At 50.6% G+C, this 16,926-nt stretch carries 10 protein-coding genes; all 10 read left to right on the top strand.

Annotated features, from left to right (window positions below; genetic code table 11):
• The first annotated feature begins 32 nt into the window (after positions 1–32).
• The 10 genes from ABWH99_RS14700 (at position 33) to ABWH99_RS14655 (ending at position 16,627) form a co-directional block, all read left to right on the top strand.
• On the top strand, positions 33–1,607 hold the full coding sequence (locus tag ABWH99_RS14700) for a SusD/RagB family nutrient-binding outer membrane lipoprotein (protein WP_375582605.1): 1,575 nt from the start codon (positions 33–35) through the stop codon (positions 1,605–1,607).
• A gap of 44 nt (positions 1,608–1,651) precedes the next feature.
• On the top strand, positions 1,652–3,490 hold the full coding sequence (locus ABWH99_RS14695) for a CocE/NonD family hydrolase (protein WP_375582604.1): 1,839 nt from the start codon (positions 1,652–1,654) through the stop codon (positions 3,488–3,490).
• A 10-nt stretch (positions 3,491–3,500) separates the two neighbouring features.
• Complete coding sequence (locus tag ABWH99_RS14690) at positions 3,501–4,730, top strand: aminotransferase class V-fold PLP-dependent enzyme (protein ID WP_375582603.1); 1,230 nt, start codon at positions 3,501–3,503, stop codon at positions 4,728–4,730.
• A gap of 163 nt (positions 4,731–4,893) precedes the next feature.
• A complete protein-coding gene (locus ABWH99_RS14685; protein WP_375582602.1) occupies positions 4,894–6,624 on the top strand; it encodes a hypothetical protein in 1,731 nt (576 codons plus the stop codon).
• Between the two features lie 16 nt (positions 6,625–6,640).
• Positions 6,641–8,527 carry a sulfatase gene (locus ABWH99_RS14680; RefSeq protein ID WP_375582601.1) on the top strand — a complete coding sequence of 629 codons (1,887 nt, stop codon included), beginning with the start codon at positions 6,641–6,643 and terminating at the stop codon, positions 8,525–8,527.
• Between the two features lie 108 nt (positions 8,528–8,635).
• Entirely contained in the window at positions 8,636–9,769 is a 1,134-nt protein-coding gene (locus tag ABWH99_RS14675) for a formylglycine-generating enzyme family protein (protein ID WP_375582600.1), read from the top strand.
• A gap of 8 nt (positions 9,770–9,777) precedes the next feature.
• Positions 9,778–11,367 (top strand): sulfatase, encoded by a 1,590-nt coding sequence (locus tag ABWH99_RS14670; RefSeq protein WP_375582599.1) that lies wholly within the window; start codon positions 9,778–9,780, stop codon positions 11,365–11,367.
• A complete protein-coding gene (locus ABWH99_RS14665; protein WP_375582598.1) occupies positions 11,364–12,821 on the top strand; it encodes a sulfatase in 1,458 nt (485 codons plus the stop codon). The genes ABWH99_RS14670 and ABWH99_RS14665 overlap by 4 nt, the downstream gene beginning before the upstream one ends.
• Positions 12,821–15,202, top strand: coding sequence for a c-type cytochrome (locus ABWH99_RS14660; protein WP_375582597.1), 2,382 nt, complete (start codon positions 12,821–12,823; stop codon positions 15,200–15,202). Before ABWH99_RS14665 ends, ABWH99_RS14660 begins: the two co-directional genes overlap by 1 nt.
• Positions 15,203–15,211: 9 nt before the next feature.
• Complete coding sequence (locus ABWH99_RS14655; protein WP_375582596.1) at positions 15,212–16,627, top strand: enolase C-terminal domain-like protein; 1,416 nt, start codon at positions 15,212–15,214, stop codon at positions 16,625–16,627.
• Positions 16,628–16,926: the final 299 nt, after the last annotated feature.

Genomic DNA, 16,926 nt, shown 5'->3' with positions numbered 1-16,926 from the left:
AATAAATTATCTACGAAAAATCGAATTGAATCATGAGAGTTATATATATAAATGTACCAGTCATTCTGTTTTTAACAACCTTTTGCTTCTTTGCATGTAGTGATTTGACAGATCTAGCTGAACTAAATAAAAACCCAGACGCCTTCGAGGAAGTGGTACCGGAATATTTATTTACCAATTCTCAATTGGTTGGCGCAGCATATAATTTCACCAACGGTGCTGATGGACAACATTTCATATTAGCACAAGCGATGCAGCATTTTGCGACGCACAGTGAGGTTCGGGGAACCGGGGACAAATACTTTAATGAAAGTATGGCGAGAAGTCATTGGGCAATTTATAATACCGCGCTAATGGACAATGAACGAGTGATAGAGGCAGTAATAGACGACCCGCAGAAAGTAAACTTACTTTCGGCTGCAAGAATATGGAAAACCTATATGTTTCATATTGTAACAGATGTTCACGGGGATGTACCATATTTTCAAGCATTGAAGGTTGTTAATGGCCAAATTCGTCCACAATATGATCGTCAGGAAGCTATTTACTTACATATGCTTGAGGAATTGGAACGTAATGCAAATGCATTTGATAATACATTACCGACTTTTGGGAACTCAGATCTGTTTTATGCAGGAGATATTGAGAAATGGAAAAAGTTTGCATATTCACTTATGCTGCGATTAGCAATGCGACTTACTGAGGTAAAACCAGATATTGCAGAATTATGGGTTAAGAAAGCAATAGCGGGAGGGGTTATTATCGCTGATGAAGATATAGCCATGGTTTCGTTTGAAGATGGACCAATCCCCCATAGTCGAAACCCCAAAGCGGCTGTTTTGCTTCAACAAGATTATCAGGACCCACAAGTTGGAATTAGTAATACCCAAGGAGGCAAATATTCGGAAACTCTTATCGATCACCTAAAATCAACTGGGGACCCCAGATTGAATGTTATTTCAGTTGTTTGGGTAGATGCTCCTGATGGAAATGGTTACATATATGATACGACGACTGTATTACAGCGTGGGATGAAAAATGGAGCATTTTTCGGTGAACCCGATGACTTTCAAACTTATTCCGAACCACATCCCAATACTATTTTGAATTTTGCTAGTCCCGTTCTCACGATGACCAATGCGGAAACACTGTTGCTGCTCGCGGAGGCTTCACTAAGGGGTTGGTACCCCGAGGATGCGAAAATCGCCTATGAGGATGCTGTCCGGGCTGCTATGCGTCATTGGTCATTGTTTGGCGATGAGGGATTCATTTCTGATGAGAAAATTGAATCTTATATAGAAAGAAATCCATATTTATTTAATGGTACATTTGATGAAAGACTCGAACAAATTAGTACGCAAAAGTGGGTTTCGCTAATTTTAGATAACTACGAAATTTTCGCAAATTGGCGCCGAACCAACTATCCAACACTGATTCCGACCAATTATCCTGGAAATATAACCGGCGGTACAATACCCCGTCGGTTGATAATACCAGATTCCGAAATTACACTAAACCCGGAGTCGTTTATGGATGCGTATAATCGTCAGAATGTTGGGAACTCATTTACTAGCACTGTCTGGTGGGACCCTTACTATCAACGCTAATTCCATTTACTAAACATATAATTTGCCAGTTAACCAATAACCACATGCAAGCATTCCATACATTCCGCTTTTTCGGCAAAGGGTTTTATCCGAAACATCTTTTGCTCCTTGCCGCTTTCTTCTATTCTTCCCTGTACCTTTCCGCATTTGCTCCGATGGCGGCGAATGATCCCGACCCGGTAAAAAACGAAATTCGGATCGTCCGGCAGGTTCCCGTACCCATGCGGGACGGAACCATTCTGTATGCCGATATCTACCGCCCGGTCAAACCGGGAAAATATCCGGTGATAGTCACCCGTACCCCTTATGGATTGCAACGGGAAGGTGTGCACCACGAGCGCATGATAAAATTTGCACAGCGGGGCTACATCGGCATTGTTCAGGATGTACGAGGTCGCTACGAAAGCGAAGGGCAGTGGGATCCCTTCCGGGACGAGGCAAACGATGGCCACGATACCATTGAATGGATTGCCGAGCAGGATTTTTCGAACGGAAAGATTGCCATGCAAGGCGGCTCGTACCTGGGGCACAACCAATGGGCAGCTGCCAGCCAAAGTCCTCCCAGCCTGGATGCCATTTTTCCATCGGTAGCTTCGACCAACTTGTATGCAAACTGGATCACCATGGGGGGTGCGTTTCGGCTCAGTTTCAATTACGGTTGGGGCGTGGTACGCATGCCCAATCGCATCATGTTGCCCCAACACTGGCACACGGCATCCTACACCCCAGAGGAATTGAAATACGAAAATATTTTGATGCACCTTCCGCTGAAGGACGGGGACCTTCAGAGTGCCGGATATGCAGTGCCCCACTACCGGGATTGGCTGACACACGAAAGCTATGACGACTATTGGAAATCCATCAGTGATGAAGAACGTTTTGACCAGGTGATGGTTCCGGCCTATAATACCGGCGGCTGGTTTGATATCTTCCTGATGGGGACCTTGAACGGGTATACCGGTATGAAAAAAAATGGTGGAACAGCTGCCGCTCGGGCCGGTACCAAATTGCTTGTCGGGCCCTGGGGACACGGTCCGGGTACCGGATTCGGTGATCTGGAATTTGGGGAACACGCGTATGTGGACCTTTTTGAGGAGGAATTGCGCTACTACGACTTTCACCTAAAGGGGATCGACAACGGTCTGGATAAGGAAAAGCCGGTAAAGTTATTTTACATGGGAGAAAATACCTGGAGGGAGGAAGCGGATTGGCCCATTCCGGGTACGCAATACAAGGAACTTTACCTCACAGGGGAGGGGCCGGCCAATTCCCTTCGTGGATCCGGAAGGCTTACCTTCGATAAGCCCGCTTCGGCAGGAACCGATACCTATCGCTACGATCCCAACCTTCCCGTCATGACCTATGGGGGAAATAATTGCTGTGGCAGCCCAACCATTGCCGGGCCCAAGGATCAGCGCATCATTGAGCGCAGAAACGATGTATTGGTCTATACTTCGGATTACCTTACGGAGCCGGTAACGGTGGCTGGTCCCGTCACCATGAAACTACATGCCGCTACCGACGGTCCCGATACCGACTGGATGATCAAGCTTGTGGACGTGTACCCCGATGGCAGTGCCTATCCGGTATCGGAAGGCATCCTTCGTGCCCGCTTCAAAGATGGTCTGGATCGGATCAATCTGCTCACCCCGAATCAAGTGTACGAGTTCGAAATTGAGATGATGGGGACGGCAAATGTGTTTCAGCCAGGTCATCGCATACGGGTCGATATCACCTCCAGTAATTTTCCGCAGTTTGACCGAAACCCCAATACGGGCAAGCCGCTGGGAGCGGATGCAGAGGTGCGCGTCGCAGCGCAAACGATCCACCACGGGGGAAACCGCCCCAGTCACATCGTACTGCCCATTGTTAATGGATTTTAAACCAGAGCTTATGATTACACGAAGAAAATTACTCAAGCGAATCACCGCCCTTCCTTTTTTTGGAGGGCTACTGGGAACGGGTATCGCTTTGCCAGCGGCCGCAACCACTGCTGCGGCACCAGTGAAACGGAATTTAATTCAGGAATTGGGCCTGCGGACCTTCATCAATGCCGCTGGTAATTATACCTCCATGACGGCCTCCCTGATGCCCGAAGAGGTCATGGAAACGATCAATGAATCGTCCAGGCACTACGTGATGCTTGACGACGTGCAGGATGCCGTCGGGAAGAAAATCGCCGAGTTGTGTCACTCCGAAGCAGCCATGGTAACAGCCGGCTGCTGGTCGGCCCTGGTATTGGGGACGGCGGGTGTACTCACGGGCAAAGACCCGAAGATAGTGGCCATGTTGCCCTTCCTGGAAGGAAGCGGTATGAAAACCGAAATCATCCTCCAAAAGACCCATGCAAATGGCTACCACCATGCGTTGACAAATACCGGTGCCCGATTGGTGCTCGTGGAGACGCTGGAAGAATTGGAAGCCGCAATTTCCGAAAAAACTGCCATGATGTGGTTTTTAAACCGGGAGGAACCACAGGGGCAAATCAAACACCGAACCTGGATAGAAGTTGCGAAAAAGCATGGCATCCCCACCATGAACGACATCGCAGCCGACGTGCCGCCGGTGGAGAATCTTTGGAAATACAACGACATGGGGTATGACCTGGTGGCCATTTCGGGAGGAAAAGCCATGTGTGGACCGCAGAGCGCGGGTATCCTGATGGGAAGGAAGGATTTGATTGAAGCTGCCCGGCTGCATTCGCCTCCTCGTGGCGGAAATATCGGACGTGGAAACAAAGTAAATAAGGAAGAAATTCTCGGCATGTACATTGCTTTAGAAACCTTCATCAACCGGGACCACGACAAAATCTGGAAAACCTGGGAAAACCGGGTTGCCTACATTGCCGAAGCGCTGGCCGATATCCCGGGCATTCGGACGGAGACCGTTATTCCGGAAATTGCCAATGAAAACCCCACGCTGAAGGTATCCTGGGACAAGGACCGGGTGAGTCTTACAGGGAAGCTGCTTGGAGAAAAAATGAGAAACGGTTCGCCTTCCATCGAAACCATTTCCTGGGAAAGTGAGGATTACATACGGGTAGCGGTGTTTATGCTGGAAAAGGGACAGGAAAAGATCGTTGCCAAACGGCTTCGGGAATCGCTTTTGGAAGCAGTAGGATAACCGAGACCGAGGCCTTTTTCCCGGGGTCTACGAAGGAATTCAGGCCGGGACAGGGCTTAGACCAGGGCTCGCCGGTTAAAAACCGTATTTTATCTGCTGCTAGTCAAAGGGAAGTAGCTTGATTTTTTTTACCTTGGTTCCGTAAACTTGAAACAAAGCCCGAATGAACCGAAGAAAATTCATCAAGCACAATGGCCACTTGATGCTATTGGCACCTTTTGCGCCGAATTTACTGGTGCCAGAAGCCAAAAGCCCTGCTGCACACTCCAGGGAAAGGTCCGAAAAGCCCGATTGGCTGGTCCGGATGATACGGAAAAACGATGCCAATCTGGGGAACCTTCTGCCCCGCCTGGTGGAAGATCGGGACGATCCGGATGTGGGAGGGGTGCTGGACGCAAACGGCATGCCTTCTCCCCATGCTGCCACCGCCTTTCTCAAAACCGGGGGTTGTGCACTGGTCTGTCCCGAATCGGTGCATTATGCGGATGAGGCACTGGTTGAAAAAATGGGCCATGCCGCTCGTTTCCTCCTGAGCTTGCAGCACAGCGATGGCACGATCGACCTGTTATCAACGAACTTTCATTCCACTCCGGACACAGGTTTTATCGTCAAATGGCTTTCGCCGGTGTGGCGGTTGCTGGGAGGCAGCGCTGTGCCAGGCAAAGATCGGATCACCCAGCCACTCAAGCAGTTTTTACTGCAAGCGGGAGAAGCATTAAAAGTAGGAGGGATTCATACCCCCAACCACCGCTGGGTGGTTTGTTCGGCCCTGGCCGAGTTATACAAAATAAAGCAGGATCCGGCTTACCTGGCCCGTGCCGAACGCTGGCTTTCCGAAGGGATTGATATGGACGCAGACGGCCAATACGAGGAAAAAAGCAGCTACATCTATTCTTCCCTGAGTAATCGGGTGCTGATCAGCACGGCGCGGGGATTCGACAAACCGCAACTCTATGAGTATGTCCGCAGGAATCTGAATATGAATTTTTATTACCTGCATCCCAACGGGGAGATTGTCACGGAAGCTTCCGGACGGCAGGACAATTCCATCATCGGTACGCTGGAAAATTACTATTACCCCTATCGATACATGGCGTTAAAAGATGGGAACGGACAGTATGCGGCTGCTTGCCGCCTGATTGAGGAAACGGCCTTCGAAAAGACGGCAGGTTTTCTGTACTATTTTCTGGAAGACAAAAGCTTATGGGAAGAATTACCTGCTGCTCAGGCCCTTCCCAGCTCCTATTCCAAGGTTTTTCCAAATTCGAACCTTGCCCGGGTGAGGCGTGGAAGTTACGATGCCTCCATATTGGCTAAAAGCCCCGTATTTTTCACCTTCCACAAAGCCGGTTTGGCGCTACAGGGAGTTCGCTTTGCCAGTGCTTTTTTTGGTAAAGGCCAATTCGTCTCCGAAAGCCTGACCGAGGGCGAGCAGGGCTTTATCCTTAGCAGTTACCTGAAAGGACCCTATTACCAACCGTTTCCGCAAGAGAAGATTCCCGGAGATGGAGATTGGGCCAAAATGCCCCGGTCGGAGCGCCCTCAGTCCGAGGTGCAGGAGCTCTATAGCAAAGTGACCGTGCGGGAGGAGGCGCAAGGCTTTTCGGTGGAAATCAGTATTGATGGCACCGATCGCGTACCGGTAGCCTTGGAACTTATTTTCAGGCCCGGAGGTACTTTTGTGGGTACCGTTCCGCACGAAACGCTGGAAGACACCTATTACTTGAAATCAGGAACCGGAACCTATTCCCATGCCGGTTCGGCGATTCGGTTTGGCCCGGGATTACACCGGCATCGATGGGTGCAGATTCGTGGCGCCCTGCCCAAACAGGATGCGCCAACGGTATTTCTAACGGGTTTCACGCCGTTTCACCATGTTCTTTCCCTTACGTAAATTTTCTTGTATACCGATGAGACAGTTTTTGACACGTACCTTTTTCATGACTTGGATAGCCTGCCTCGGGATATTTATTCCCGGTTTGGCGGCGGCGGGAGCGACTCGTCCGGAGAAAAAGGATAGACCTCCAAACCTGGTGTTTTTAATTTCGGAAGATAATTCCAAGCATTTTATGAAGTTGTTTGATCCGAATGGGGTATCTACACCAGCCCTTGAAAAGATGGCAACCGAGGGTCTTACATATACCCATGCCTTTTCCAATGCTCCCGTATGCTCGGTGGCTCGAAGTACCCTGATCAGTGGTACCCTGGCCACCCGTACCGGCATGCACCTGCACCGTAAGGTACAACCGGTTCCCATGCCAGAGGGATTGGACATGTTCCCGGCGTATTTGCGAAAGGCCGGGTATTACACCACCAATAATTCAAAAAAAGATTACAATGCAATCGAAGGAGAAGGGGTATGGGACGTTTCGTCGAATCAGGCTTCCTGGCAGAATCGGCCGGAACCCGATCAACCTTTTTTTCATCAGGAAACCTTTACCGAATCGCATGAGAGCCGGTTGCATTTCGACAAAGCGCGGATGGAAGCGTATCGGCCTGCGGACGATCCTGCGCTGGTGAAGCTATTTCCCCAGTATCCGGATACGCCGCTGTTTCGCTACACCACGGCTTATCACCGGGACAAAATCCGGGAAATCGACGATTGGGTGGCCAGGAAAATTGCGGAATTGGAAGAGGCTGGGCTGCTGGAGGACACCTTTGTGTTCTACTTTGGAGATCACGGCGGCGTACTGCCCGGGAGCAAAGGGTATTTGTTTGAAACCGGCCTGAACGTACCACTGGTGGTTCGTATACCCGAGAATTACCGGGAGCTGGTTCCCTATGAACCTGGAGCTTCTCCGGAGGCTTTTGTTAGTTTTGTCGACTTTGCACCTACGCTTCTTCGCCTTGCGGGCATCGAAATCCCGGAGGCCATGGACGGGCAGCCGTTTTTAGGAAAGGGTCTTTCCCGAAAGAAGTTGGAATCCCGGGATGAAGCATACGGCTATGCCGATCGCTTTGATGAGAAATACGAAATGGTCCGCTCCTTGCGGAAGGGTAAGTGGAAATACATTCGAAGTTACCAGCCCTGGTATCCGGATGCCTTGCACAACAATTACCGCTACAAGATGCTTGCATATGCCCAATGGAGAAGCCTGCACGGACAAGGAGGGTTAGATCCCATGGAGAGCGCCTTCTTTGCAGCCAAGCCTGTAGAGCGGCTTTATGACGTAGAGAATGATCCCTTCGAAACCAAAAATCTGGCTGAGGAACCGGGTATGGCCAGCCGGCTACACAGCATGCGAAAGGCGTTGAGCAGTTGGTTGACAGCAAACAACGACCTGGGCTTTTTACCGGAAAACTGGTTTCTGGAAGAAGCGGTGGCGAATCCAGTGGCGTATGGCCGAAGCCGGCATGCCGATTTGGCGCGGGCAATAGCGGTATCCGACTGGGCTACCCGACCTTGGCCTGCGATTCGGGACGAGCTGATCAGGACCGTTCGTAAAGGAACGCCATTGGAAAGGTATTGGGCCTATACCGTGGCCGCATCTTTTGGAAAAGGCATCGGCAGCGACTATGCCGAGTTTCCGGATTGGCAGGAGGAATCCGAAGCCATGGTGCAGCTACGTGCCATTGAATTAGCCGGTATTTTAGAGGTCAGGAACCCGTTTCCTGCCCTTTTTTCCTGGATTGAGCGTGTCCCTGATCCGGTTGCCGCCTTGATTGGGTTGAATACGCTGGTGTATTTTCTTGATCACAGCGGGTATCAGCCGGAGACGGATCCGGCCAGTCTGCAAGTAAGCGCCTTGAATCCCGAAGTGGAACGCCGATTGGCCTACCTGAGGGGCAATTGGTAGGCGTTCGGATCATGGAAAGAAGGGTACGTTTATCAAAAATTAATACGATCCATAGGGCTTTTTAGCGAACTTCATTAAATTGAACCCGATAAATAAAAAAGAACGAACATGAACATGCGTTACAGGCATTGGCCTTTTGTTATAGTATTGCTATCCGGGCAGTTTTCCTGCTCCTCGTCCTCCGATTCGGCTAAAACCGAAGCGGCTGGAGAAGAAATTACGGATTGCCATGGGACCATTCCGGATAGATTTGCTTCTGGAAGCGCTGCGTCCGCGCCTACTCTTCCCGAACGGGATGCGCCGGTTTCGCACGAAGGAATGATCTGGATAGAAGGAGGTACCTACACCCGGGGGGCAACGGACGACCGGGGTCGGCAGGACGAGCTTCCTGCGCATACGGTACAGGTGGACGGTTTCTGGATGGATGAAACGGAGGTCACCAACAGGCAATTCGCGGAATTTGTAGAAGCGACCGGCTACGTGACCGTCGCAGAGAAAAAGCCCGATTGGGAAGAAATAAAAAAACAATTGCCGCCAGGCACACCAAAACCGCCCGACGAAGTGCTGGTCGCGGCTTCTCTTACCTTTCATTCACCCGACCGGTCGGTGCCTTTAAACAACGCCGCCCAATGGTGGCAATGGACACCGGAAGCCAGTTGGAGACAACCCCAGGGACCGGGCAGCAGCATTGAGGGGAAAGAGGATTACCCCGTCGTCCACGTGGCCTGGGAAGATGCGGTTGCCTATGCCAAATGGGCTGGAAAGCGCCTTCCTACCGAAGCCGAGTGGGAATATGCCGCCCGGGGGGGGTTGGAAGAAAAATCCTTTCCCTGGGGCGATGACCCCGTTGAAAAAAGTGGATTCATGGCGAATATTTGGCAGGGAGAGTTTCCGGTGACCGATAAAGGAGAGGATGGATATCAAGGCCTGGCGCCTGTCAAGTCCTTCGATGCCAACCCCTATGGCTTGTACGACATGGCGGGAAACGTTTGGGAGTGGACAAATGACTGGTACCGGGAGGATTACTATTCTCGCCTGGCAAATGAAGTACAGGTAAACCCCCAAGGTCCATCAGACAGCTACGACCCTCAGGAACCGACGGTTCCAAAAAAGATTGTAAAAGGGGGATCTTTTCTTTGCAACGTATCTTACTGTGAAGGATATCGGGTGAGTGCAAAAATGAAATCATCGCCTGACACTGGCCTCGAGCATACGGGTTTCCGTTGTGTTTCTTCAAACTAGTCCGACCCATGATACTCCGCAATAACCTATTGATATGTGGCTGTTTTGGCCTGTTGCTTTTATCTTCCTGCGGAAGGGAAGAGCCATCGGAGCCTGGCAGGCCAAATATCCTTTTTGCCATTGCGGACGATTGGTCCTACCCACATGCGGGGAGCTATGGTACGGATTGGTTGAAAACTCCCGCATTTGATCGGGTGGGCAGAGAGGGCCTTCTATTTACCAGGGCCTACACGCCAAACGCCAAGTGCTCGCCTTCCCGGTCAATCATTCTTACGGGAAGGAATTCCTGGCAATTGGAGGAGGCGGCCAACCACGTCCCTTTTTTTCCGGAGAAATTTGCTTCCCATGTTGAAGTATTGGGCGCTAATGGTTATTTCACCGGATTTACTGGCAAGGGATGGGCTCCGGGCAATCCGGGCGAAGCGGACGGGAAACCACGCTTACTCACGGGTACCCGGTACAGCGAGGCAAAATTGGATCCGCCCACCGGGCAGATCAGTCCCGTCGATTATGCGGCTAATTTTAGTAGGTTTCTGGACGAAAAACCTGCCGACGCCCCGTTTTATTTCTGGTACGGCTCTACCGAACCCCATCGCGCCTATGCCTATGGTTCCGGGGTTGCTCTGGGCGGCAAATCCCTGGATGACATCCATCAGGTGCCTGCTTTTTGGCCAGATAATGACTCGGTTCGAAACGACCTGCTGGACTATGCGTTCGAGGTGGAGTATTTTGACCGGCATTTGATGCTAATGCTTCAGGAGTTGGAACGGAGGGGAGAACTGGAAAATACGGTAGTCGTAGTTACCGCGGATAATGGTATGCCCTTTCCCCGGGTCAAGGGGCAGGTATACGAATATTCCAATCACTTACCACTGGCGATCATGTGGGGAAATGGCATCCAAAACCCCGGTAGAGTCATTGAGGATTTTGTGAATTTCACCGATTTTTCTCCTACATTTTTAGAGCTTGCAAAGTTGGACGTTGCGGGTACGGCAATGGCACCCATGGCAGGCGAAAGCCTGGTCCCCATCTTTCTGAGTGAAGCATCCGGAAAAATCGACCCCAAACGAAATGCGGTATTGTTAGGAAAAGAGCGCCACGATATTGGCCGGCCTGACGATCAGGGGTACCCCATACGGGCCCTGGTAACCGAGGCCTACACCTATATTCACAATTTTGAAACGGACCGCTGGCCGGCCGGAAATCCGGAAACAGGGTACCTGAATACCGACGGCAGCCCTACCAAAACTGTGATTCTTAATCAGCGAAGGGTAGAAGGAAAAAGCTACTTTTGGAACTTGAATTTTGGAAAAAGGCCGCAGGAAGAATTGTACGACCGTACGAAAGATCCCGAAGGACTCAATAACCTGGCGTTGCATCCGGAATACCAAGCTATCAAGGAAAACCTGAGGGATGAGCTGTTCCGGCAATTAAAAGCCCAGGAGGATCCGCGGATGTTCGGAAAGGGCCACATTTTCGATGAATACGAGTACGCCCAGGAAAATCAGCGGGATTTCTATCGCCGGTTCATGCAAGGAGAGCCATTCAACACGGGTTGGGTTAACGATACGGATTTTGAAAAGGATTTTAGGGAATGAAAAAGATACCGATGGCTTGTTTCTTTCTGGCGATTCTCACGTTCGCTACGTCTACCCCTCTTGCTGCGCAGGACACACGGCCCAATATCGTGATGATCATTGCCGATGATATTGGCTACGAAGACACCAGTCCTTACGGACAGATGCAGGTTCAGACGCCGGTCCTCGAGCGGCTGGCTGCCGAGGGGCTTCGGTTTACCAATTTCTTTCTCACGGCCAGCTCCTGCAGCCCCAGTAGGTGCAGTCTGATAGCTGGGCGCTACCCGCACAACACAGGAGCTGCTGAGCTGCATACGCCGCTTCCCGAGTCCGTCGCCATTTTCCCGGAGCTTTTAAAGGATGCCGGGTATTTTACCGGCCAGGCTGGAAAATGGCACCTGGGCCCGGCCGCCCGAAGGGGTTTTGACCGGATCTACGACAAAGGTCCGGAGATAGGGGATGGGGGAGAGGAGATGTGGGTACCTCTGCTTCAGCAAAGGCCTCGGGACAAGCCGTTTTTCCTTTGGTTGGCCTCACTGGATGCACATCGTCCCTGGGGCAACAATCCGTTTTCTGGCACGCACAGCCCGGATGCGGTGGACGTACCTCCCTACCTTGCGAATGCTCCGGCGACAAAGGCCGACCTAGCCCGGTATTTCGATGAAATTTCCCGATTTGATGCTTTTATCGGAAAAGTGGAAACAGAACTCAAAAGGCAAGGGGTTCTGGAAAACACAATACTTGTGGTACTCTCCGATAACGGCCGGCCCTTTCCCCGAAGCAAAACGCGGCTGATCGATTCCGGTATCAAGTCTCCGTTGTTTATTAAATGGCCGCAGGGCATCGGCCAGGAAGGTAGGGTATCGGAGAGTCTGCTTAGCAGCATCGACCTGGCCCCTACTTTTTTGGAACTTGCGGGAGTCCCGATTCCGGATGGTTTCCAGGGGAAGAGTTTTAGTGCCGTATTGAAAAACCCCGGTTTGCCCTTTCGGCAAGTTGTTTTTGCAGAGCACAATTGGCACGACTACGAAGCGCACTCCCGCATGGTGCGTACCAAAGACTACCTGTACATCAAGAATAACCGGCCCGGGTTCAGCAATCCCGGCCCGGCAGATTCAAATAGCAGCGATGCTTTCGCTGATTTAAAGCGGTTGCGCGAAGCGGGGAGTCTTAACCCCGCGCAGGTGGACGTTTTCATGGCACCCAGACCGGCAGAGGAGCTGTACCGTGTGACCGGGGAGGATACTTATCAATTGCTCAATCGGGCCATTCCCGGAGAAGAAGGAGGGGTGCTGGAGTATATGCGCGGAATGTTGGAAAAGTGGAGCACCGAGACAGACGATACGGTACCCAGGCAGTTGACACAAGACTGGTACGATAAAGAAACCGGGCACTCATTGGATCAGGAGCGAATCCGTGGTGACATGCCCGGAGGTCCGGAAGCCCTCACGACAACCAATAAAGGACCGTTCTAATGAGACAAAAGACTATACCAACGAATCCACCTATTGGCTTGCTGCGGAGGCTCTTTTGCTGGACTGCAGGGCTTTTGTTGCTTGCGGGTAATTCGGGTTGCGGAGATACCCAGGAGGAATCTCTGGTACGACCGATGGATCCATGGGCCTTCCGGTCGGTACTTGACAGGCGACCCAGGATGTTGACGCTGGCACTTGATTCCGCCTGTTTTGCTGCATACGATTTAGGAAAAGGGCAGTTATACAAGGTTTGGAAGGGGGGTGTCCTTCGCGAGGGGACGGTTTTCACCAATAAAAAAAACGTTCAACCCAGTTCCTGGGGAACCTCCTATTATCCGGATGAATCGCTACCGAATCAATGGACGGTTCGGCGTAATGGAAAGGAAGTACCGGTTACTACCGAATACAAGGGATATTTGCTTCAAGGAAACGAAATAACCCTTGATTTTGAACTGGTACTCGAAGACGGCACCCGGATCAAACTTCGTGAACGCCCGGAATTTGTACGCAATGGGCAAGGAAAACCGGGATTTCACCGTTCTTTTGCGGGCTCTGATATCCCGGAGGGCTTGGAAGTGATGCTGCATTCTTCCGACAAATCCCGTGAGGTAGCGGTATCGAAGACACTGGTCCTTACAGATTTTTTTGAAGAACTCCCCGAGCAATCCCCTCCCGCCATTGGGGACAGTTACGATCATCTGGGGATTTTGTGGATGGAAAACAGTGATTGCTATACCTGCCACGAAGAGAAGCATGCAATGGTAGGCCCCTCCTTCGCTCAGATTGCTGCGCGCTATCCAAAAAACGAAGACAGTTATGCGTTGCTGGCGTCAAAGATCAAAGCTGGTGGCACCGGTGTCTGGGGGGAGACGCACATGAATCCACACCCGGATTTGAGCGCCCGCGAGATCAAAACCATGTTGGATTACATCTTTACGCACAAACGGAAGAAAGAGAAGGAGATTACCGGTACCCGCGCTGTCGCCTCAAAAAAGACGATGTCTACTTCGGAAAGTCCGACGGTCCGTCCGGGGCATGGTGTACCTCTACAAGGCGTTCATCCCAGCTATACCTTGGAGACATTGCACAGCGATGCGTTCAAACCACGGGTAGGAGGAATGGATTTTTTGCCGGATGGCCGCTTATTGGTCAGTACCTGGGATTCCATTGGTGGATTGTACCTGCTGGATGGTATTTTGGATGGAGATTCCGCACCCGTCCGTGTCAAGCGAATCGCTTCCGGACTCGCAGAGCCCCTGGGAGTAAAGGTGGTAGACGGAGAAGTCTTTGTTTTACAAAAGCACGAATTGACCCAGCTGATCGATCACGATGGAGACGATCTGATGGACGAGTACCGGGTCGTTTGCGACGGCTGGGGCGTACGTGACGATTTTCACGAGTTTGCCTTTGGACTTGTATACAAAGAGGATCACTTCTATATCACCCTGTCCATGGCCATGCGGTTGATGGAAAACGAGCGGCAGTTGGCTGATCGAGGCAGGACGTTGAAAATTGACCGTCAGGGTAACTACGAGTGGATGGATTACGGGTTGCGAACGCCTAATGGTATTGGTCTGGGTATGGAGGATGAAATATTTGTGACCGATAACCAGGGACAATGGCTGCCAGCCAATAAACTCATACACGTCAGAAAAGGAGTATACAATGGGATGGCCTGGGGCTTGTCAGAAGAAGAGGCCCGAAATCCTCCAGAGATGGTACCGCCGGCAATCTGGTTGCCGGACAAAGAGATTGGTAACTCTCCCTCCGAACCGATCCTTATGAAAGACGGACCATACAAAGGTCAGTTGTTGCACGGAGACGTTAGCAATGGAGGTATTAAACGGGATTTTCTCGAAAGCGTAAAGGGTGAATACCAGGGTGCCGTTTTTCGTTTTTCTCAGGGATTTACCGCGGGAGTCAACCGCCTGGTATGGGGCCCCGATGGCGCCTTGTACGTAGGGGAAGTAGGCATGGTTGGGGGTTGGAGCTGGAAGGAAAACCAATACGGGCTGGAAAAGATCCGGTACAATGGGCAATCCACGTTTGAAATGTTGGCAATTCGGGCAAAGCCGGATGGATTTGAAATCGAACTGACAGAGCCAATTTCAACGAAAGACCTGGATCCATCCCTTCTGGAGTTGCAGCAGTGGAGGTACGAACCGACGCCGGCTTATGGGGGACCAAAATTAGATTTGACGCAGCTTTCCGTAGAAGAAATGGTCCTCGCGGAAAATGGCAAAAAAATTCAGGTAAAAGTACCCGGGTTGAAAGAAGAACACGTGGTCTATTTCAAATTACGAGAGGACCTCCGCAGCCAACAGGGGAATTCACTCTGGTCTTCCGAGGCCTGGTATACCCTCAACCACATTCCTAATTGATCGTGAATCATGAAAAACGAACGCCCACTTGCCTTGAGTCGCCGGGATTTTCTTCAAAAAACCGGTAGTGCGGTTGCCCTCGGCAGCCTTGGTAGCTTTCCTCATATGGGATTTGCTGAAAGTAACCCCCGAAAGAAAATGAATACGAAGATTAAAATCAGTCATACCGATTCCAATTTTGAACGAGAACCTTTGTTCCCCTATCGATTTAAGGGAAGTGCCATTACGGAAGCCTGGCAGACGGTAGCCTTGATGCAGGCGGAAAGTGGGAGGCATGCGGTGGGTATAGGTACTCAGGGCACGCTATGGTCCGATAAGGCTGTTTTCCAGGCGCATTCCACGACGGGAGGAAACGCCCTGATGTATGCCATGACCGAAAGGGCCTTGCAATTGATCCAGGGAACCCACTTTTTAGATCCCGTTTCACTCCTGGAGGATATATTACCGGAGGTGTACGCATACGGGATAAAAATCACCCGCAACCCAGCACTAAAAAAGACATTTGCGCTAAATGCGCTGGTGCCGGTTGACAATGCGGCCTGGTTACTCTTTGGGGAAGAGAATGGGTATAAAACATTTGATGAGATGATTCCCGATGCCTACCGCCCGGGACTGTCTCATCAACACGATAAAGTAGCCAGCATCCCTTCGTTTAGCGTGGGGGCTTCCATTGCCGACATAAACGATGCCGCGGATAGAGGACATTTTATTATGAAATTGAAAACGGGTGCGCCCGGCACACAGAAAGAAATGTTGCAAAAAGACATAGAATTTTTGACAGCCGTTCATAAGACACTGGGGCCACGCGAGACCCGCTACACGCAAAACGGAAAAATTCCTTATTATTTTGATGCAAACGGCCGATACGAAGAGAAAGAGACACTGGAGCGTTTTCTGGACCATGCAAAAAAAATTGGCGCATTTGATCGGATTGCGGTGATTGAGGAGCCGTTTGCGGAAGAAAATGAAACCTACGTGGGAGATTTGGGAGTGCGGGTGGCAGCAGATGAAAGTGCCCATACCGTAGAGGATGCCTTGGTACGCATCGAACAAGGCTACGCAGCCATCGCGGTCAAAGCGATAGCAAAAACAATGAGCATGACCATGAAAATTGTCCAGGCCGCCCACGAACGAAGCATTCCCTGCTTTTGCGCCGACCTGACAGTAAACCCCATCCTGGTAGACTGGAATAAAAATGTAGCGGCACGTTTGGCTCCCTTTCCAGATATGAATCTCGGATTGCAGGAAACCAATGGACATCAGTACTACAAAAATTGGGAACAAATGCTGGCTTATCATCCCATGTCCGATGCTCCCTGGGTACAAACCCGCGATGGCGTGTATCCTACCGGCCAGGAGTTTTACGAGAAGAGCGGTGGAATACTGGCCAAGAGTCCGCACTACGAAGCCATGTTTTCTACCTAACCCTGGCTACCGATTGCTTAAGCCAAATTCACCTCCAACGAAAAAGAACCATTAGTTATATAATTAATGGTTTTTTTATAATATTTTTTAGGCATCGGCCTTAAATCATCTGCGAACCAAAATTTTTACGAAAAAAAGCAGCATTTATCTTTTTAATTTCTTGTTCTTGTTTTACATTTGGAAAAATGTATTTTAAATATATAAAAATGCATGTAAAAATTATTGTTTGAAAGGTCTCAGTGTCGCAGCCCCATTTGGACCCCAACCACTCTTTTTATTGGTAAAAAATGACAACGTTA

The sequence above is a fragment of the Cyclobacterium xiamenense genome (assembly GCF_042140265.1).
Classification (GTDB): domain Bacteria; phylum Bacteroidota; class Bacteroidia; order Cytophagales; family Cyclobacteriaceae; genus Cyclobacterium; species Cyclobacterium xiamenense_A.
This window is presented reverse-complemented; position numbering and strand designations above follow the sequence as displayed.